The sequence below is a fragment of the Blautia fusiformis genome, from assembly GCF_020686995.1.
GTDB classification, from domain to species: domain Bacteria; phylum Bacillota; class Clostridia; order Lachnospirales; family Lachnospiraceae; genus Blautia_A; species Blautia_A fusiformis.
The window spans coordinates 49,697-67,901 of the sequence record NZ_JAJEPT010000016.1; the positions used below are offsets into that span (position 1 = coordinate 49,697).

Annotated in this window: 19 protein-coding genes, 1 pseudogene and 1 riboswitch; of the genes and pseudogenes, 19 read left to right on the top strand and 1 reads right to left on the bottom strand. The window is 41.3% G+C overall.

The features are described 5' to 3' along the window. Nucleotides 1-29: 29 nt before the first annotated feature. The 17 genes and pseudogenes from LKD46_RS13410 to LKD46_RS13490 all read left to right on the top strand — a co-directional run bounded on the left by LKD46_RS13410 (nucleotide 30) and on the right by LKD46_RS13490 (nucleotide 14,862). A complete protein-coding gene (locus LKD46_RS13410; protein WP_015526683.1) occupies nucleotides 30-824 on the top strand; it encodes a hypothetical protein in 795 nt (264 codons plus the stop codon). Nucleotides 825-867: 43 nt separating this feature from the next. After that, complete coding sequence (locus tag LKD46_RS13415; RefSeq protein WP_015526682.1) at nucleotides 868-1,500, top strand: GyrI-like domain-containing protein; 633 nt, start codon at nucleotides 868-870, stop codon at nucleotides 1,498-1,500. 35 nt (nucleotides 1,501-1,535) lie between these two features. Next, entirely contained in the window at nucleotides 1,536-1,856 is a 321-nt protein-coding gene (locus LKD46_RS13420; protein ID WP_110103171.1) for a TfoX/Sxy family protein, read from the top strand. 38 nt (nucleotides 1,857-1,894) lie between these two features. Further along, nucleotides 1,895-2,878 carry a helix-turn-helix transcriptional regulator gene (locus tag LKD46_RS13425; protein WP_110103172.1) on the top strand — a complete coding sequence of 328 codons (984 nt, stop codon included), beginning with the start codon at nucleotides 1,895-1,897 and terminating at the stop codon, nucleotides 2,876-2,878. Nucleotides 2,879-2,909: 31 nt separating this feature from the next. Next, the gene (locus tag LKD46_RS13430) at nucleotides 2,910-4,028 is read left to right on the top strand and encodes a PDDEXK nuclease domain-containing protein (RefSeq protein WP_118753269.1); all 1,119 of its coding nucleotides are present in this window, start codon (nucleotides 2,910-2,912) and stop codon (nucleotides 4,026-4,028) included. A 47-nt stretch (nucleotides 4,029-4,075) separates the two neighbouring features. Next, a pseudogene (locus LKD46_RS13435) lies at nucleotides 4,076-4,195 on the top strand (methionine--tRNA ligase subunit beta); the annotation flags it as partial. Between the two features lie 167 nt (nucleotides 4,196-4,362). Further along, nucleotides 4,363-4,737: a GntR family transcriptional regulator gene (locus LKD46_RS13440; RefSeq protein WP_015526677.1), complete on the top strand. Its 375-nt coding sequence runs from the start codon at nucleotides 4,363-4,365 to the stop codon at nucleotides 4,735-4,737. A gap of 2 nt (nucleotides 4,738-4,739) precedes the next feature. Then, on the top strand, nucleotides 4,740-5,588 hold the full coding sequence (locus tag LKD46_RS13445; RefSeq protein WP_059086424.1) for an ABC transporter ATP-binding protein: 849 nt from the start codon (nucleotides 4,740-4,742) through the stop codon (nucleotides 5,586-5,588). Further along, nucleotides 5,585-6,259, top strand: a complete 675-nt coding sequence (locus tag LKD46_RS13450) for an ABC-2 transporter permease (protein ID WP_059086423.1) — start codon at nucleotides 5,585-5,587, stop codon at nucleotides 6,257-6,259. Before LKD46_RS13445 ends, LKD46_RS13450 begins: the two co-directional genes overlap by 4 nt. Before the next feature lie 155 nt (nucleotides 6,260-6,414). Further along, on the top strand, nucleotides 6,415-7,773 hold the full coding sequence (locus tag LKD46_RS13455; RefSeq protein WP_015526673.1) for an MATE family efflux transporter: 1,359 nt from the start codon (nucleotides 6,415-6,417) through the stop codon (nucleotides 7,771-7,773). A 147-nt stretch (nucleotides 7,774-7,920) separates the two neighbouring features. Next, nucleotides 7,921-8,094, top strand: a riboswitch (cobalamin riboswitch). A 137-nt stretch (nucleotides 8,095-8,231) separates the two neighbouring features. After that, nucleotides 8,232-9,161 (top strand): ABC transporter permease, encoded by a 930-nt coding sequence (locus LKD46_RS13460; RefSeq protein WP_015526672.1) that lies wholly within the window; start codon nucleotides 8,232-8,234, stop codon nucleotides 9,159-9,161. Nucleotides 9,162-9,176: 15 nt separating this feature from the next. Continuing rightward, complete coding sequence (nikC, locus tag LKD46_RS13465; RefSeq protein WP_021650926.1) at nucleotides 9,177-10,040, top strand: nickel transporter permease; 864 nt, start codon at nucleotides 9,177-9,179, stop codon at nucleotides 10,038-10,040. Then, nucleotides 10,021-10,812 carry an ABC transporter ATP-binding protein gene (locus tag LKD46_RS13470; protein ID WP_015526669.1) on the top strand — a complete coding sequence of 264 codons (792 nt, stop codon included), beginning with the start codon at nucleotides 10,021-10,023 and terminating at the stop codon, nucleotides 10,810-10,812. The genes nikC and LKD46_RS13470 overlap by 20 nt, the downstream gene beginning before the upstream one ends. Nucleotides 10,813-10,821: 9 nt before the next feature. Further along, entirely contained in the window at nucleotides 10,822-11,760 is a 939-nt protein-coding gene (locus LKD46_RS13475) for an oligopeptide/dipeptide ABC transporter ATP-binding protein (RefSeq protein WP_059086421.1), read from the top strand. A gap of 29 nt (nucleotides 11,761-11,789) precedes the next feature. Further along, nucleotides 11,790-13,358, top strand: coding sequence for a nickel ABC transporter substrate-binding protein (locus tag LKD46_RS13480; RefSeq protein ID WP_227574223.1), 1,569 nt, complete (start codon nucleotides 11,790-11,792; stop codon nucleotides 13,356-13,358). A gap of 3 nt (nucleotides 13,359-13,361) precedes the next feature. Beyond that, on the top strand, nucleotides 13,362-14,114 hold the full coding sequence (locus tag LKD46_RS13485; protein ID WP_022426108.1) for a class I SAM-dependent methyltransferase: 753 nt from the start codon (nucleotides 13,362-13,364) through the stop codon (nucleotides 14,112-14,114). Between the two features lies 1 nt (nucleotide 14,115). Continuing rightward, nucleotides 14,116-14,862 carry a class I SAM-dependent methyltransferase gene (locus LKD46_RS13490; protein ID WP_015526666.1) on the top strand — a complete coding sequence of 249 codons (747 nt, stop codon included), beginning with the start codon at nucleotides 14,116-14,118 and terminating at the stop codon, nucleotides 14,860-14,862. A gap of 11 nt (nucleotides 14,863-14,873) precedes the next feature. Here the strand turns inward: LKD46_RS13490 and LKD46_RS13495 are convergent, their stop codons facing one another. Next, nucleotides 14,874-15,647: an alpha/beta hydrolase gene (locus tag LKD46_RS13495; RefSeq protein ID WP_227574224.1), complete on the bottom strand. Its 774-nt coding sequence runs from the start codon at nucleotides 15,645-15,647 to the stop codon at nucleotides 14,874-14,876. A 204-nt stretch (nucleotides 15,648-15,851) separates the two neighbouring features. On the opposite strand from LKD46_RS13495, the gene LKD46_RS13500 reads away from it, so the two are divergent. Both LKD46_RS13500 and LKD46_RS13505 read left to right on the top strand, forming a co-directional pair. Beyond that, on the top strand, nucleotides 15,852-16,727 hold the full coding sequence (locus LKD46_RS13500) for an FKBP-type peptidyl-prolyl cis-trans isomerase (RefSeq protein ID WP_173746377.1): 876 nt from the start codon (nucleotides 15,852-15,854) through the stop codon (nucleotides 16,725-16,727). Between the two features lie 86 nt (nucleotides 16,728-16,813). Beyond that, on the top strand, nucleotides 16,814-18,196 hold the full coding sequence (locus LKD46_RS13505) for a hypothetical protein (RefSeq protein WP_227574225.1): 1,383 nt from the start codon (nucleotides 16,814-16,816) through the stop codon (nucleotides 18,194-18,196). Nucleotides 18,197-18,205: the final 9 nt, after the last annotated feature.

The window sequence follows — 18,205 nt, forward strand, 5'->3', positions numbered from 1 at the left end:
TTATCGTTTACAGTAGAAGGGAAAACTATATGATAAGTGTTTCAGATTGGATAAGTATTATTTGTGCGGTGGTTGCCTTAATAGTCACGGTTATTATTGCAGTCCTGCAAATAAGACAAAGCAACCGTATGGAGAGGTTTGAAAAAAGGCAGGACAAGCGAGATGAACAGCGTCATCAAGAAAGCGTAAAAGCACAAGCGGTTTCATTCATCTCTAAATATTATAAGGATAGAGGGCTTATTCCATTATGTGCAATAGCCACGATGTATAATGATTTGTTTTATTACAACAGAGAGATGTATAGAGAATTTTGCTGTTGTACTAAAGAGGTTCAAAATAGAATTTTGGAATATTGCGGTTTGGATTTACGAGTCAGTGAGTACAGTATTTATGAAAAGTGTTTGGTTGCAATAGAAAGTGTGCTAAATAAACGCTTCCCTGATGATAAAAGTGTTTTTTACGATGGAGGGAAGTATTTTACTCGTAGCTTAGAATACTATGCTGCTAAACCAATTCCACATCAAGAGTTTGAGTATCAAAATCATATTACAGATGTTTTGGCTAATGCGTTTAATAGTAATGACAAAAAGGCTACACCAATTCAGCAGTTGTCGGTAGAATATAATTTTGAAAGTTGCGAAGGAATAGAAACATGCCAGTTGGTTACTGTTATTGCAGAGTTTTCAGCAATCTATGGGAATAAAAATAAAAACATTGATAAATCATACGGTTCTCCGGGAGGATACGATGGAGAAGTCATAGAAACAATGGAAGATTTATTCCTATTAGCCTTATTTGAAATATATACAAATTGTGTTTTATAAATTATAAGGTAAGTAAAATGATTTTTCAGAGAGGAAATGATGAATGGCATTCGATTTTAAGAAAGAATATAAAGAATTTTATATGCCGAAGAATAAGCCGCAGATTGTGGCAATTCCAAAGGCAAATTATATAGCAGTACGAGGTAAAGGAAATCCTAATGAAGAAGGCGAGGAATATAAAACTGCTATTGGTGTTTTGTATGCTGTTGCCTATACTCTCAAGATGAGTTATAAGACGGATTACAAAATAGACGGATTTTTTGAATATGTTGTACCACCGCTTGAGGGATTTTGGTGGCAGGACAATGTTGAAAGTGTAGATTATACCAACAAATCAGCTTTCAACTGGATTTCTATTATTCGTATGCCTGATTTTATTGCAAAGAAAGATTTTGATTGGGCGGTGGAAACTGCTTCAAAAAAGAAAAAGATGGATTGCTCTGGTGCAGAGTTCTTGAGTATTGACGAAGGTTTGTGCGTACAAATAATGCATATAGGAGCTTTTGATGATGAACCTGCAACCGTGGCAATGATGGATAAATATCTTGAAGAAAACGGTTATGTAAATGATTTTACTGGTGAGCGACGCCATCACGAAATCTATTTATCAGACCCAAGAAAAGTTGCACCGGAGAAATGCAAAACAGTAATAAGACACCCAATAAAGAAGGCATAAATTGAGTAAAATGAAATTAGGTCAGAGGACAACTAATGGCATCAAGTAAAGAATATTTGGAATTTGTATTAGAGCAGTTGGCAGAATTGGACGAGATTACTTACCGTGCGATGATGGGCGAATATATTATTTATTATCGTGGTAAAATTGTCGGCGGAATTTATGATGACAGATTACTTGTAAAACCGATAAAATCAGCAATTTCATATATGCCGACAGCTACTTATGAATTGCCGTATGATGGGGCAAAGGAAATGCTGCTTGTAGAAGATGTGGATAATAAGAAATTTTTAACAGGACTATTTAATGCAATGTACGATGAATTGTCAGCACCTAAGATTAAAAAGAAAAAGTAGACAGATACTATTGATGGAGCGATAGGTATATAAAAATTATGGAAACAAAGCCAAGGATTTTATATTTACAAAAGATTTTACTGGAAAGAACTGATGAAGAAAATCCTCTTTCCACAACACAGTTAATCAATATATTGAATGATGAGTACGGAATATCTGCACATAGAACTACAGTCACAAAAGACATTGCAGCACTTCAGGAGTTTGGGATGGACATTGTTACTATCCATTCTACTCAGAGCAAATACTTTGTAGCCAGTCGTAAGTTTGAATTGCCGGAACTGAAACTGCTGATAGATGCAGTAGAGTCATCGAAGTTCATTACAAAGAAGAAAAGCGAAACCCTGATTGAGAAGATACATACGATGACCAGTCCGGGACAGGTGGCAAAGCTGAAACGTAATAACTATGTGGTCAATCGAATTAAGCCGGATAATGAGCAGATATATTATATCATCGACGCTATAAATGATGCCATCAATGCAGGTAAGCAGATTTCTTTTCAGTATTATGATTATACCGGATTGAAGAAAAAGGTTCTGAAGAATAAGGGCGAAGTGTATAAGTTCAGTCCGTATAAACTTCTCTGGTGTGGGGACTATTATTATGTTCTCGGATATTCAGAGAAGAAAAGCAAGGTTATCAATTTCAGGGTAGACCGTATTGCTTCTAAGCCGGAGATACTGGCTAAGGACATTATTCCTATGCCTGATGATTTTGATATTGAGAATTACACAAAGGAAGTTTTCTTTATGTTCTCAGGCGAGAAAGTTTTGGTGGATTTACGGTGTGATAACAGCCTGATGAAAACAATGGTTGACCGTTTCGGAGAAGATGTGACAACCCTTGCGTATGATATGACGTCTTTCAGAGTACAGACCGAAGTATCAGCCAGTCCTACTTTTTTCGGTTGGGTGTTTGGCTTCAATGGCAAAGTACAGATACTTGCACCGGAAAGAGTGAAAGAACAGTACAGACAGATGATTGCAAAAGCTGATGAGAATATGCAGGAAAGCGAATAATTTGAAAATGAAATCCAAAGGAGCGGTAGCTATGGAGAATAAATTAGAAAAAATCGGTCAAAATAATTTTATGGATAATTTTGTTAAAACCGATGACATCTTAAAAGATATGTGTGGGATTATCGAATCTTCACAAAAAGCTGCATATCGAGCGGTCAATACAACGCTTATACAGAGAAATTGGCTCCTTGGTTATAGAATTGCAAGTGAAGAATTGCAGGGCGAGGATAGGGCAAAATATGGAGCTGAAATTATAAAAAAGTTAGCAAAAGAATTATCGGCTGAATATGGAAAAGGTTATACAAAGTCGAATCTATATAGCTTTTATTCTTTCTATAAGACCTATCCTGAAATTTTCCAGACATCGTCTGGAAAATCTGTTGGGTTACTGTCTTGGTCGCATTATGCAACATTATTACAGGTTAAAGAGAAGGCAGCTCGCGACTGGTATGAGAAAGAAGCCGCAAAACAGACTTGGAGTGTCCGTACTTTGCAGAGGAATATTTCTTCTCAGTATTATTACCGTATGCTCAAAACTCAGAAAAAAGAGCTTGTAGAAAGTGAAATGAAGGAACTGACTGCACCGTATCAGAATGATAAGTTGGAGTTTATCAAGAATCCGGTAGTTGCGGAGTTTTTAGGCTTTTCGCAGAATACAGATTTTACAGAGAGTGACCTTGAGAAAAGTATTCTTTCCAATTTGCAGAAATTTTTGATGGAGCTTGGAAAGGGATATGCTTTTGTGGCAAGGCAGCAGCATATCCATACGGAGAAACAGGACTATTATATCGACCTTGTGTTTTACAATTACATACTGAAATGCTTTGTCCTCATCGACCTGAAAACAGAAAAGATAACACATCAAGATGTAGGACAGATGGATATGTATATCCGTATGTATGATGAATTGAAACGTAGTGAGGGCGATAACCCAACAATCGGTATTGTTCTTTGTTCCGATACAGATGATGATATTGCCCGTTATTCTGTTATGCATGACAATGAACAATTATTTGCTTCCAAGTACAAATTATACCTGCCGACAAAAGAAGAACTGAAAGCGGAGATTGAAACTCAAAAGGCAATGTTTTATCTTCAGCAGCAGGATAATGAAGACAGAAACAAAAACTATACTTTTAACATTGAATGAGTTAAAAAGAAATAAAATAAGAGCATTTGATCAGAATGAATTCCTTCATGATGGGAATCGATTCCGAGGGTATGCTGATCTCAGCAGTACCTGAGGAAGATGGTCATGAAGGACTGAACCTTCTGATGGTAGATGACAGAATCCCGGCAGGTGCAAAGCTGTACTAAAATTAGATATAAAACAAGAGCACTTCTCAGAGTTAATAATCAGAAAACCGAGAGGTGCTTTTTTCGTGCTAAAAAATATATCCCGGCAGTCAACTACTGCAAAACAGTATATAACAGTTGACAACAGTATTATACTGTTATATACTGTTTGCAACAGGAGGGAACATATGAAGATTATAATCAATAATACATCGATGGTACCAATTTATGAACAGATCATGGAGCAGATCAAGGCGCAGATCATCTCCGGAGAGTTAAAAGAAAATGATATATTGCCGTCCGTGAGAACAATGGCAAAGGAACTGAAGATCAGTGCACTTACTGTGAAGAAAGCATATGACAATCTGGAAGCAGAGGGCATGACAGTCACAGTTCATGGGAAAGGAACGTATGTAGCGGCTTCGAATACACAGCTGATGGAAGAAGAGCGCAGGAAAGAGGTTGAGGCGGATCTGGAAGCAGCAATTCAGAAGGGAAGGCGCTGCGGAATGAAAGAGGAAGAGATCCGTTCGTTGTTTGAACTCATCATGGAGGATGAATGATTATGTTGGAGATCAAAGGAGTAAAGAAAAGCTACGGTGAATTTCAGTTAGACTGTTCGTTAAATGTAGAAAAAGGAAGAATCACCGGTCTGGTTGGAGAGAACGGAGCCGGTAAGAGTACTTTGTTCAAGGCAGTGCTCGGACTCATTTCTTATGATGCCGGTGAGATAAAGATCCTGGGAAAAATACCGGAAGAGTTAAGTGAAAAAGAGAAAGAAGAGCTGGGAGTTGTCCTGGCAGAAACCGGATTCAGTGGATACTTGAAAGGGAAAGATGTTGAGGCAGTCCTTGCCAAATTATATCCAAAGTTTGAAGCAGAAAAATTTCATCAGATGTGTGAAGAATATCAGATTCCGTTGGATAAATTTATAAAAGAGTACTCAACAGGAATGAAAGCAAAGCTGAATCTGATCGTTGCATTGACACATCAGGCAGAATTCCTGATGCTGGATGAGCCGACAGCAGGGCTTGATGTCGGAGCGAGGGAAAGGATGCTGGATATTTTAAGAGAGTATATGGAAGAAGAGCCGGAGAGAAGTATCCTGATCAGCTCACATATTTCTTCGGACTTAGAACATCTGTGTGATGACATTTATGTGATACATAAAGGAAAGATTGTACTTCATGAAGCGATGGATACGATTCTTGAAAAATATGCAGTGTTGAAGGTCAGTGAGGAACAATATCAGGCAGTGGACAAAAGGTATCTTTTGAAAGAGAAAAAAGAGTTTTTTGGAGTTGCCTGTCTGACGAACGAGAAGCAGTATTATATAGAAAATTATCCGGAAATCGTAGTAGAGAGCGGATCACTCGATCAGGTGATCCTGATGTTGACAGGAGGCGAAAGATGATGAAAGGAATCAGAGGGCTTTTGGAAAAGGATTTTCGATTGTTTTTTCGACAGGGTGGTAATCTTTTTTTGGTGTTAGTGTTTGTAGCATTGTTTTTTATACTTACAGGAAAAAAGGCAGCTGCTTTCATTGCAATGTATATCCCATCTGTTCTGGCGATATATTCAGGTAATACGATCAGTTATGATGAAAATGGCCATGGTTACACATATTTATTTTCTTTACCCGTAAATAAAAAAATATATGTCAGAGAAAAATATATTTTTTCCTTTATCATGACAGCATGTGGATGGTGCATTGGAATGATCTGTGCAGGAATTATGGTACTCATAAATCCTGAAGAGGTGTTTGATCTGGAAATGCTGGCAATGGAGTTGATCACATTTTTTGTGTTTCAGGCAATTGCGGGAATTATGATCGCGATCAGGATAAGGTTCGAAGGAGAGAAAGGGCGAATTGTGCTGCCAATCGCAATTTTAATTATTTTTGCGATTTGTTATACAATTAGATCTTTTGTGAAGACTAACTTGGGATTAAAAGAAAGTATTCTGCATATGATAGGGGGAATAGGGGATCTTGAAATCGGGATTGCCCTCATTGTGCTAAGTCTGCTTATATGGTTTGCTTCGTATAAGTATAGTATGAGCGCCATGAAGAAGAAAGAGTTTTAAGATAGGCGTGGCAAAGATGATCCATTAAAAATAATGATTATAAAGATGTAATAGCTACCAAAAATATGAGAAAAACTTTGTGAAAAAATAGGCTTGTGTTTCGTAAGAGTCCCTTGTAAAATAGCGGTCAAGGATGAAAAGAAAAGGAGATTCTTATGGGAACTAATGAAAAAGATATGACTGCCGGATCTCCCGGAAAACTGATCATAACTTTTGCCATACCAATGATGCTTGGAAATATTTTTCAGCAGTTTTATACAATGGCAGACACCATGATCGTCGGACAAGTGGTAGGAGTTAAAGCACTGGCGGCAGTAGGTGCCGGAGATTGGCTGGTATGGCTGGTGTTGGGGATTATGACAGGTATCACACAGGGTTTTTCTATTCTTGTATCTCAGTATTATGGAGCAAGGGAAAAGGAAAATCTGAAATGTGCAGTAGCGAAAAGCTATATCATGACAGCATTACTGTCTGTGGTCGTACTCGCAGTAAGTGAAGGTACAGTTTATCATGTTCTTTTATTTTTACAGACACCGGATAATGTCATTGATCTGACAATGCTATATTTGCGGCTGATCTTTGCAGGAATCCCGATCATAGCTGCTTATAATATATTTGCAGCGATCCTTCGGGCACTTGGAAACAGCAGATCTCCGTTGATCGCAATGACAGTGGCAGCAGTGATCAATGTGGGACTGGATTTGTTATTTGTGGCGGTTTTTGGCTGGGGTATAGCCGGAGCAGCAGTGGCGACCGTTATCGCGCAGGGATTTTCTGCCTTGTACTGTTTGATCGTATTACGTAAAATCCCGGATATCCGCCTGGAAAAGAAGGACTTTTACAGGCAGCCCTCTATGAGCCTGCGGCTTTTGGAACTGGCGGTTCCTCTTGCGATACAGAATGTGATCATCTCCGTGGGAGGACTTGTGGTACAGTATGTGATCAATGGATTTGGTTTTCTGTTTGTGGCGGGATTTACGGCATCGAACAAGCTGTATGGGGTTTTGGAGATGGCTGCCGTTTCATATGGATATGCTATTACAACCTATGTGGGCCAGAATCTTGGTGCAAAAAAATACCAGAGGATTCGAAAAGGCGTGCGCAGCGGCACTTATATGGCAGTGCTCACTTCGGCTTTCATTTCCGGCATGATGGTACTGTTTGGACGTAATGTACTGTCCCTGTTTGTATCCGGTGAACCGGATCAGACCCGACAGGTATTGGATATAGCATATAAGTATTTGTTTATCATGGCTGTCTTTTTGTGGGTGCTGTATCTGCTGTATGTGTATCGTTCCGCTATCCAGGGCCTGGGTAATACTTTGATTCCGCTTGCCAGCGGCATTGCAGAATTTATAATGCGTGTCAGTGTTGCGCTGCTGCTGCCAAAACTGATCGGTGAAGATGGAATATACTATGCAGAGATCTGTGCATGGAGCAGTGCAGCTGTTTTATTATTCGTAAGTTATATGATCATTATACGGAAATATAAAGAAGTCACCGTTCATACATAATGTTATTTACTTAAGGGATCTATAATAATACAGGCAGAAAATATCCGGGTTTCACTATGAAACGTTCAGATATTTTATATTTGACAAAAAACTATTTATATAAAAAGAAAAGTATGATATTATAATATTTATTCATTGCAACTATGAAAATTGAATAGTCAGAAGGGTGTACAAAGTACTTAATAAGGAATCTGGTGAAATGCCAGAACAGCCACCGCTACTGTGACAGGGACGAAAACCAAAATATCACTGGAGAGATCCGGGAAGATGGTAAGTAGGAAGAACTGGAGTCAGGAGACTTGCCTTTTTGACAGAAGAATTCTGATTCGGATGGGATACAGAAGGAATAAGCTCTGCCTGAGGTGGAGGTTTGTTTTTTGTGCTGATATGATGCTGGATCATATCAGCTTTTTTTATTTTAAAAACAATAAACAGATAAAAAATGAGGAGAGATGAAGATGGGAAAAGTAATTGCAAAGCGTTTTATATTTATGATTCCGGTAGTGCTGGCGGTTACATTTATTATTTTTATGCTGAGTTTTATATCGGCAGGTGATGCTGCCAGAGTGCTGGCGGAGAAAAAATATGAGCATCCGTCACCGGAGCAGGTAGAAGAAGTACGGCATGAGGAAGGACTGGATCAGCCGGTGCTGGTACAATACGGGAAATGGCTGGATCAGGCACTTCATGGCGATTTTGGAAAATCATATTCTACCAGAAAACCGGCTTTTGAGGAATTAAAAAGATATTTTCCACAGACATTTAAACTGGCAGTTACTTCGTTTTTATTGTTGATGATCGTATCAGTCCCTCTTGGAATTTTGTCGGCAATTTATGAAAACAGAGTTCTGGATAAAGTCATTCGCATTTTGTCGTCCCTCAGTGTATCTATGCCATCTTTCTGGATCGGTCTGATGCTGCTCTATATATTTGGAGTAAAGCTAAAAGTGATTTCCGTGATCGGAGGAGATGCCGGAGGCATCCCGATTCTTGCGGCATTTGCCATGGATATCAGTTTCTTTGGAATTATGACGAGATTGATTCGTACCAATATGATACAGGTGCTGAAGCAGGATTACATACGTGCCAGCAGAGCTAAGGGATTGTCATCTGTAAATGTAATTTTGCGTCATGGTCTGAAAAATATCCTGATTCCTGTGCTGACACGTCTGGTATCAATTGTGATCGGTTTTTTCTGTGGCTCAGCTGTGATAGAAAGTATTTTTTCAATTCAGGGAATCGGAAATCTGGCATTGAAATCCGTGATCTCAAAAGATACTCCGGTGCTGCAATGTTTTATCTTTATTCTGGCTGTTGGCATTGTAGTATTAAATTTTCTTGTGGATATCGCCTATTCTGCGATTGACCGGCGAATCCAGTTAAAGTAAAGGAGAGATCATAGAATGGGAAGCAGAAGAAAGCAGAAAACAGAAAAAAGCATGATCCAGAATCTGTACTGGAAACAGGTATTCCGGTCACCGAAAACAAAAATAGGATTGATGGTGGTCATAATTTTTGCATTGGCAGCTATTTTTGCACCTGTATTAGCGCCGCATGATCCACTGCTTGTGGATGTTTCGATAAAATTAAAGAATCCGTCGGCGGCATATCCTTTAGGTACTGATCAGCTGGGACGATGTATTTTATCAAGACTTCTCTGGGGCAGCCGGTATTCACTGAGCTATAGCTTTACGGTGCTTCTGATCACTGTATGTGTCGGGGTGCCGATCGGACTGTTTGCCGGATATGTAGGTGGAAAAATCGATTCCATAATTATGAGGATCATTGATGTATTTATGGCTATGCCGGTCTTTATTGTGGCACTTGCCATTGCAGGAACCGTAGGAGCCAGCGGCGCTCATCTGATTCTGTCCTTATCGGTCGTATCCTGGGCAGAATATGCAAGGCTTGCCCGAGCATTGACACTTCAGGAAAAAAATAAAAATTATATGACCGCACTAAAAGCCGGCGGCTGCGGCCACGCAAGGATCATATTTAGGCATGTATTGAGAAATATCCTGCCATCTGTGATCGCACTGGCAACAATGGAAATCGGTTCGATCATTCTGTCAATTGCCGGTTTTTCCTTTATCGGCCTTGGTGTGCAGGCACCGACACCGGAATGGGGGATCATGCTCAGTGACAGTAGAAGTTATATCCAGACTTATCCAAGACTGATGTTTTATCCGGGCATACTGATCATGATCATTGTTCTGGCATTTAATTATCTGGGGGAGGGAATACAGAATGGAACAGCCCAAAAATGATGTCCTAAGGGTAAAAAGACTACATGTGGAGTTTCAGACATCTCACGGAATGGTTCATGCAGTAAAAGATGTCAGCCTGGAAGTAAAACGCGGAAGGATCCATGCTCTGGTGGGAGAAAGTGGAAGCGGCAAGTCAGTTACCTCTCTGACGATCATGAATCTGCTTGCAGGAAATGGAAAGGTGATATCCGGAGATGTGACACTGAACGAAAAGAGTCTTCTGAAGTTATCAGGAAAAGAAAAACGACAGTTATACGGAGACAGGATCGGAATGATCTTTCAGGATCCGACTGCTGCTCTTGATCCGCTTTTTACAGTTGAACAACTGCTTCTGGAAGGACTGAGAAAACATCGCAGAATGAGCAAAAAACAGGCAAGGGAAGCAGCGTTGGAAAGTCTGCGGATGATGAATCTGCGTGATCCGGAAGAACTGATGAAGAAAAAACCTTACGAATTGTCTGGTGGTATGTGCCAACGTGTTATGATCGCCATTGCCATGTCCATGAAACCGGATTATCTGATCGCAGATGAGCCGACGACAGCCTTGGATGTAACCGTACAGAAGCAGATCCTGGAAGAAATCTATCAGCTATCCAGGAAAGAAAATCTGGGCGTGTTATTTATTACGCATGATCTGGGTGTGGTGGCAGAGATCGCAGATGATGTTTCGATCATGAAAGACGGCGAAATAGTGGAAAACGGAACGGTTGAAGAGATCTTTTATCATCCGCAGCATTCATATACAAAAAAACTGTTGGATGCAGTTTTATAGGGGAAAAGTATGAGTACGTTACTAAAGACAGAACATTTAAAAAAATATTATGGCAAGAAAAAAATTGTGAAGGCAGTGGATGATGTAAGTCTGGAAATCCATGCAGGATCATCCATGGCCCTGATCGGTGAAAGTGGAAGTGGTAAAACTACATTCGGAAAGCTGATCGCCGGCCTGGAGAAACCTACAGATGGAAAATTCTGGTTTCAGGGACAGGAAATGCAGGATTTGTCTGAAAAGCAGTTTCGTCCATATCGCAAGAATCTTCAGATGGTCTTTCAAAGCAGCAGCGGGGTATTTGATCCTGGTTATACCATTGGAGAAAATATTCTGGAAATTTTGAAATTACATGAAAAACTGCAAGAGGGTGAGTATGAAGAGCGAGTAAAGGAGGCTTTGATCCAGACGGGGCTTGATCCGGATATCCGCAACCGTTATGTTGGACAGATTTCAGGAGGTCAGTGTCAGAGAGCTAATATTGCGAGAGCATTGGTATTAAGACCGGAACTTGTGATCTGTGATGAACCGGTATCCAGTCTGGATTATTCCATACGAAAGCAGATCCTGCATCTGTTAAATGAGCTGCAGGAAAAATATGAGATGACCTATTTACTGATCACTCACGATCTGTCCAATGTTCCATATCTCTGCAAAGAGGTGGCTATTATGTATCAGGGACGCGTGGTCGAGTTTATCGATCATACGGACAGCTTAAAGGAGACTGCCGTGCATCCTTATACAAAAGATCTGTTTGATTCTATTCCGGTAAAAGAACCGAAAATGCGAAGAATCGGATCGCAGGAAAAGAAAATATTTTCAGATACCATTCCGGAACAGGGCTGCCCATACCAGAACCGGTGCAGAAGATGTACAAATATATGCAGAGAGCATATACCGGAATTGACAGAAATTGAAACAGGACATTTTGCGGCATGTCATATGCTGTAAAATATAAAACAAACAAAGGAGAGGAAGAAATGAAGAAAAGACGTGTAGCAAAACTGATAGCATTGAGCATGGTGGCGGCAACTTTACTGACAGGTGTCAATGTACAGGCAAAAGAGGAAAAAGTAGTTACGGCAATGACATCCATTGATCTGACTCCTGAACTTTGTGACCCTATAAAAAGTGGTCCGGACTTTCGTCTTTATGAAATGATCTATGATCCACTGGTGCGTTATGGAGAAAATGGAGAAATTAAACCGGCATTGGCAGAATCTTGGGATATCAGCAAAGATGGCACAACCTATACGTTTCATTTAAGAAAAGATGTGAAATTCTCAGACGGTACAGTGTTTAATGCAGACAATGTGATGTGGAATTATAACAGATGGGTGGAACAGGATGTGACCGGTAACTTTTCAGCCAAACTGGAAAATGTTACAAAGGTAGATGATTATACTGTAGAATTTAAGTTCGCAGAACCATGCTATACCCTGCTGATCGAATTCAGCTATCCAAGACCATTCCGTTTCACCTGTGAAAGTGCACTGGATGAAGACGGAGAATTTTGTCAGGAAGTGGGTACCGGAATGTGGATGATCGACAGTTATGAAAGCGGTCAGGAGGTTGTCCTGGTACCAAATCCTAATTATTACGGTGAGAAACCAAATATTGATAAAGTAGTTCTGAAACAGGTGGTAGACGGTGATGCCAGAGTGATGGCACTTCAGAGTGGAGAGGCAGATCTGAATCTTCAGGATATTCCATCCGAAAGCTTCAGTATTATCCAGGCAGATAAAAATTTATCGACAGAACAGCAGGTTTCCACACTTTCTTACTATTTGATCGAAAATTATGATACACCGGCGCTTCAGGATGTAAACGTACGTCAGGCACTGAATTATGCAACAAATAAAGAAAGCATTGTAAATGATCTGCTGGATGGTTACGGCAATCCTGCAACCGGACTTATGTCTCCGACAGTTCCTTATGTAACAGAAGAAAACAGCAAGGGCTATCCATATGATCCGGATAAAGCAAAGGAACTGTTAAAGGAAGCAGGATATGAGGATACAGATGGAGATGGTATTGTAGAAAAAGACGGAGAACCACTGAGCCTCAGACTGGTATTCCAGACTGAAGAATATGCTTCATGGAAATCTCTTTGTGAATTCCTGAAATCTGAATATGAGAAGGTCGGTGTAGGTATTGAACTGGTAGAAAAAGAATCCGCAGCTTACTATGATGAGATCTGGAACACCAGAGATTACGATCTGTGCATTTACCGCAGCTATGAAGATTCCTGGATGCCTCATGGATTCCTGAAATCAATGTTCTATGCGGAAGATGGAGCAAAGGCAGTAAACTGGTACGATGAGGAGCTGAACAAAGATCTCGGAGAAGTATTAAAGACACAGGATGAAGAAAAGCGGACGGAATTATACGATAAGATCCTCACACGTATCAATGATCAGGCAGTAACAGTGCCGCTGTATTATCCGAACCGTGATTATATCTATAACAATACCAGACTGACCAATGTAGAGCTTGCACCGACTGCCTATGAAGGCATTAACTGGGCAACACTGGATGTAGTGGAGTAAAAAATGTTTGAAAAGATCGAGAATAAATGGACAGAAGATTCCGGTGATTATGATGATATGATCCAAAAACAATTGAGTAACAAAAGAACGGTATCTTACTGGACAAAAGAATTGAAAAGACTTCTTGGACCTGAGCCCCTTCGTATTTTAGAAGTGGGCTGCGGCCCGGGTTTTATGAGCATCATAGCAGCGCGTCTGGGACATGATGTAAAAGCGATCGATGGTTCATCAGGAATGGTAGAAAAAGCCAGAAGGAATATGCGGCAGTATCATCAGCAGGTGGAAATCTGTGAGGAAGATGGTGTAACTTTGCCATTGGAACAGGAACAAAGCTATGATGTGATACTTTCCAGAGATGCGGTGTGGACATTATATGATCCGGAAAAAGCTTTCAGACGCTGGAAGGCTGTATTAAAACCAGGTGGAAGGATCATTTATTTTGATGGGGACTATCGGACCGTCGAACCCACATTAAAAAATAAGATCCATATGAAAATTGCTGATTTTCTTATTTATGTTACAGAAAGAAAAACATATGGATCTGACGTGAAGGAAAACAGCGGAATTTATGAAAAGCTGCCATTTACATCGCAGAAGCGTCCGGAAGCGGACTTTCAGATATTAAAAAAGGTACGCTTTGCCAGGATCCAGATCAGAGAGAACCGCTGGCTAAACAGACCATGGACGATGGATTTCTGGAAATACGGATATCAGGGAAAAAAATTTATTGTAGTAGCCACAAAGAAGGAGAAGTGACATGCAAAACGATAAGATCAAAGAGTACTGGGAAGGAGAAGCTGGCATTTACAGCGAAGGGATCAAGGCAGAATTGAAAAGTGAAACAGCAGAAAACTGGAAGAATCTGATTCTGGAGTATGCGCCGGAAAAAGAACATCTGGAAGTACTGGACGTAGGCTGCGGGCCGGGATTTTTTGAAATTATGCTGGGAAAAGAAGGACATCATGTGACCGGGATCGATATTACTGAAAATATGATCCATGAAGCAAAGGAAAATGTAAAGGCAGCAGGTTTATCCGCAGATCTGATGACTATGGACTGCCACAATCTGAATTTCCCGGATGAGACATTTGATATGGTTATCTGCAGAAATATCACATGGACGCTGGACGATCCACAGAAGGCTTACAAGGAGTGGCTGCGTGTACTGAAAAAAGGCGGACGTCTTTTGGTATCGGACGCCTGCTGGTATCTGCATCTTTATGATGAAGAAAAGAAAAAGATTTACGAGGCACATGATGCTGCTATGTGGGAAAAATATGGAAGAGGTATCCATGCTCATGAAGATGCGGAAACAGGGAAAGAGCTCAGCAGTAAGCTGTTTATGAGTGATAAAAAGCGTCCGGTATGGGATCTGGATTACATGATGGAGATCGGCTTTTCCAAAGTGTTTGCCCTGAAGGACATCAGTGATATTTCCAGAACTTCCATGGAACGTGAGCTGAATAAGCTGACACCTCAGTTTTTAGTGGGTGGAGAAAAATAAGCGGACCGGCGTTAAATAAAACGCTGGACCCGCTCCATTGTGGTTTTTAGAATAAAGATATCCGTCAGTACATCACCGGTTTCCAGAGAATGGTTGGCGTTTTGGGTGAGAAAGAGAGGGACATCTTTCTGCGCTGCCAGTTCCCGTATGGAATCGGTTTCGGCCCAGGGATCTGCGGTGCCGTGGAAGGCGATGCTTCCGGCAAGTGGGAAGGAAAAGGTCTCTGCAAGAGGCGTGAACAGGATGCTTTTTACAGTCAGATCGTGTCGGGAAGCATAGGCTGATGAGATGACTGTACCAATGCTTTTGGAAATAAACAGAACGCTGCCATAAGAATTCCAGTCGATGCTGCTTAAGGAGCGTTCTGTTTGTTCCAGGGCAAGGTCAAAGGCCTGTTTCATTTTCTTCGGATCACCTTTTACATTTTCCGGGAGGTTGTCATAGGATACCGTGCGGATCTGGTAGCCTTGTTTGCTGGCAAGGCGGCTGGTATAGTACAGAAGCGGCTTGTCAGCAGTGTATCCGATGCCCGGAAAAACAACAGCTAATTTTGGGGCATTTTTATCTGCTCCGGCTGTATGAGCGGAAACTTTTGTATAGAGCATTTGCAGCTGAAGCTTTTCCTGAAGTTCCTTTAAGGTAATGGAGATCGTACAGGAATCGGATGGAAGATAATCATAATCAGTAACAACGCCGTCCTCTTCCATGGAATAAACAATGTGTGAGGAACCCATGAGTTCCATGTCTTCTTCAATATCTGAAAGTAATTCTTCGTATGATTTCATTTTAATTCAAACCTTCTTATTTAAAAAATCTTTTATTTTTACAGATGCTTCTATTATACTGGATTCATTGAATGACAGCAAGAGGTTACTGTTCACTGGCAATGTCCCGCGAGGTGTTTTTGTGAGAGAAGTTAAACCTTGCTTTTATCCTGCCTGCACGATATACTAATATAATACATATCTGATTAATGGAGGGTTTTACAAATGAAAATTGCAGCAACATACGACAACGGAAATATTTTCCAGCATTTTGGAAAAACGGAGTTTTTCAAGGTGTACGAGGTAGAGGATAACAAGGTTGTTTCCAGTGAAGTGATCGGTTCCAATGGCACCGGACATGGTGCACTTGCAGGACTTCTTGCAGAGCAGGGAATCAGCGTTCTGATCTGTGGAGGAATCGGCGGCGGAGCACAGAGTGCACTTGCTGAGGCTGGCATTGAGTTATGTTCCGGAGCACAGGGAGATGCAGACACAGCTGTGGATGCTTATCTGAAGGGCGAGCTGGTATCCACAGGTGTGAATTGTGATCATCACCATCATGAGGATGGACATTCCTGCGGAAGCCATGAGAATGGACACTCCTGCGGCGGTCATGAAGACGGACATTCCTGCGGAGGCTGTGGCGGAGGATGTGGTTCCCAGCCATCTATCACAGGCCCTAATGTCGGAAAAACCTGCCGTACACATTACAGAGGAACCTTTAATGACGGAACACAGTTCGATTCTTCCTATGACCGTGGCGAGCCACTGGAATTCATCTGCGGAGCAGGACAGATGATCAAAGGCTTTGATGCGGCAGTTGCAAACATGGAGGTTGGCCAGGTGGTAGATGTTCATCTGATGCCTGAGGAAGCTTACGGTATGCCGAATCCGGATGCGATTTTTACACTTGAGATCGAACAGCTTCCGGGTGCTGAGGATCTTACTGTAGGACAGCAGGTATACCTCTCCAATCAGTATGGTCAGCCGTTCCCGGTTAAAGTTAACGCAAAAGATGAAAAAACCATTACTTTCGATGCTAATCATGAGATGGCAGGTAAAGAGCTGAATTTCAGAATTGAATTAGTAGAAGTGAAATAAGAAGGAACAGTGGGAGGTGCTGTATGGGAGCATATGGCATCTCCTTTTTTGCCTGAAGGGAGGAAGCTTTCCTGATGAGGATCTCTATGATACCATTTGGATTACTGTCCGGTTTTATGGATAGCAAAGAAATCCGGATCACAGAGCTGGGTGAAGATGGATTTCGATTTCGGCTGGCAGAGGAATGCCCGGAACCGGAGCAGTTTCTGATCTATTTTTATGATATGAAAAAAGCCGGGTACAGGAGAGTGGAGATCCGGAAGTTTGGGATGAGTGCAGCAGAGGATCAATGCCTGCAGGATCAACAGCCAGTTGAAAAGAAAACCGGAAAATATTTTTACAGGGAATATTCTGTGAGAGTGGAACAGAAGGATTATGTACAGGAGGTTCGGCGGCTGGCCGGAGAGTACAACAGATATATCCGTCTGAAGCTGGATGGAGACGATGGAGAGCTGGCGAAATCACTGACAGGTTATCCTGCGGAGCTGGATGAGATGCACTGCAGGAGTCTGGAGGAACAGAAGAAGCGGTGGTTTTTTAGAGAAAATGAAAAGGCTTCCGGAAATCCACAGGATACAATGGGTGCAGAAGAATTAAGGCTTTTGGATAATGCAGAGTTTGCCCTGGAATTAAACTGCACTTCCCTGTATGAAGAATATCTGTGCCAGCCGCTGCAGGCTTTTCTGGCGTCTTACTGGCAGAAGAATTATCTCACTCACAGTTATTTTGCAGGCCGGATACCGGACAGATTTTATATTGGAAATCAGTTCTGCCATAATTTGTTTCCGATAGAAGAGCAGCTTTTTTCTATTATGGATAAAGTGTATTTGGAGGGATCGGAGATCACACTGGTATTTTCTTATATCCGGGAATTTATGCTTTCGTCTGTGGGAAAGCTTCTGGAAAAGGTGGATAACTGGTGCTGTATTCATGGGGTGAATGTGGAAATCGTAGTCAATGACTGGGCCATGGTGGAAATGCTCTGTGGAAAAACATCCCGCCTGCATCCTGTTCTGGGCACATTGCTCAATAAACGAAAAAAGGATCCGCGAATGAAATATAAATCCGGTGATACCTTATTATTTCAGCAAAACAGCCTGAATGCGGGGTTTTATCGGGATTTTCTGGCTGAAGAATTTCATATCCACAGATACGAATGGGAGTCCTGCGGATATCCACAGGAGCTTCCGCCGGGAAAAAACAGTCTGCATCTGCCTTTTTATCAGACAAACACTTCGCAGTACTGTCCATTGTATGCTTTGTGCACCACCGGAGATCGCGGTACACAGCAGCTTGCGGAGCACTGTCCGAAATTCTGTGAAAAATACACACTTCTTTATCCGGAACATTTACACATGGCAGGGAGGTATAATTCCCTGTTCGGTGTGGATAAAACATTTCCGGAGATACCTGAAATGTGGAAAAATATAAAAGGCACAAAGCCGGATCGCATTGTTGTTAATATATGACAGGTGATG

What these genes read in the sequence shown, in the direction of transcription:
- LKD46_RS13410 (WP_015526683.1), top strand. Translation starts at nt 30, where the DNA reads ATGATAAGTGTTTCAGATTGGATAAGTATTATTTGTGCGGTGGTTGCC.
- LKD46_RS13415 (WP_015526682.1), top strand. Translation starts at nt 868, where the DNA reads ATGGCATTCGATTTTAAGAAAGAATATAAAGAATTTTATATGCCGAAG.
- LKD46_RS13420 (WP_110103171.1), top strand. Translation starts at nt 1,536, where the DNA reads ATGGCATCAAGTAAAGAATATTTGGAATTTGTATTAGAGCAGTTGGCA.
- LKD46_RS13425 (WP_110103172.1), top strand. Translation starts at nt 1,895, where the DNA reads ATGGAAACAAAGCCAAGGATTTTATATTTACAAAAGATTTTACTGGAA.
- LKD46_RS13430 (WP_118753269.1), top strand. Translation starts at nt 2,910, where the DNA reads ATGGAGAATAAATTAGAAAAAATCGGTCAAAATAATTTTATGGATAAT.
- LKD46_RS13440 (WP_015526677.1), top strand. Translation starts at nt 4,363, where the DNA reads ATGAAGATTATAATCAATAATACATCGATGGTACCAATTTATGAACAG.
- LKD46_RS13445 (WP_059086424.1), top strand. Translation starts at nt 4,740, where the DNA reads ATGTTGGAGATCAAAGGAGTAAAGAAAAGCTACGGTGAATTTCAGTTA.
- LKD46_RS13450 (WP_059086423.1), top strand. Translation starts at nt 5,585, where the DNA reads ATGATGAAAGGAATCAGAGGGCTTTTGGAAAAGGATTTTCGATTGTTT.
- LKD46_RS13455 (WP_015526673.1), top strand. Translation starts at nt 6,415, where the DNA reads ATGGGAACTAATGAAAAAGATATGACTGCCGGATCTCCCGGAAAACTG.
- LKD46_RS13460 (WP_015526672.1), top strand. Translation starts at nt 8,232, where the DNA reads ATGGGAAAAGTAATTGCAAAGCGTTTTATATTTATGATTCCGGTAGTG.
- nikC (WP_021650926.1), top strand. Translation starts at nt 9,177, where the DNA reads ATGGGAAGCAGAAGAAAGCAGAAAACAGAAAAAAGCATGATCCAGAAT.
- LKD46_RS13470 (WP_015526669.1), top strand. Translation starts at nt 10,021, where the DNA reads ATGGAACAGCCCAAAAATGATGTCCTAAGGGTAAAAAGACTACATGTG.
- LKD46_RS13475 (WP_059086421.1), top strand. Translation starts at nt 10,822, where the DNA reads ATGAGTACGTTACTAAAGACAGAACATTTAAAAAAATATTATGGCAAG.
- LKD46_RS13480 (WP_227574223.1), top strand. Translation starts at nt 11,790, where the DNA reads ATGAAGAAAAGACGTGTAGCAAAACTGATAGCATTGAGCATGGTGGCG.
- LKD46_RS13485 (WP_022426108.1), top strand. Translation starts at nt 13,362, where the DNA reads ATGTTTGAAAAGATCGAGAATAAATGGACAGAAGATTCCGGTGATTAT.
- LKD46_RS13490 (WP_015526666.1), top strand. Translation starts at nt 14,116, where the DNA reads ATGCAAAACGATAAGATCAAAGAGTACTGGGAAGGAGAAGCTGGCATT.
- LKD46_RS13495 (WP_227574224.1), bottom strand. Translation starts at nt 15,647, where the DNA reads ATGAAATCATACGAAGAATTACTTTCAGATATTGAAGAAGACATGGAA.
- LKD46_RS13500 (WP_173746377.1), top strand. Translation starts at nt 15,852, where the DNA reads ATGAAAATTGCAGCAACATACGACAACGGAAATATTTTCCAGCATTTT.
- LKD46_RS13505 (WP_227574225.1), top strand. Translation starts at nt 16,814, where the DNA reads ATGATACCATTTGGATTACTGTCCGGTTTTATGGATAGCAAAGAAATC.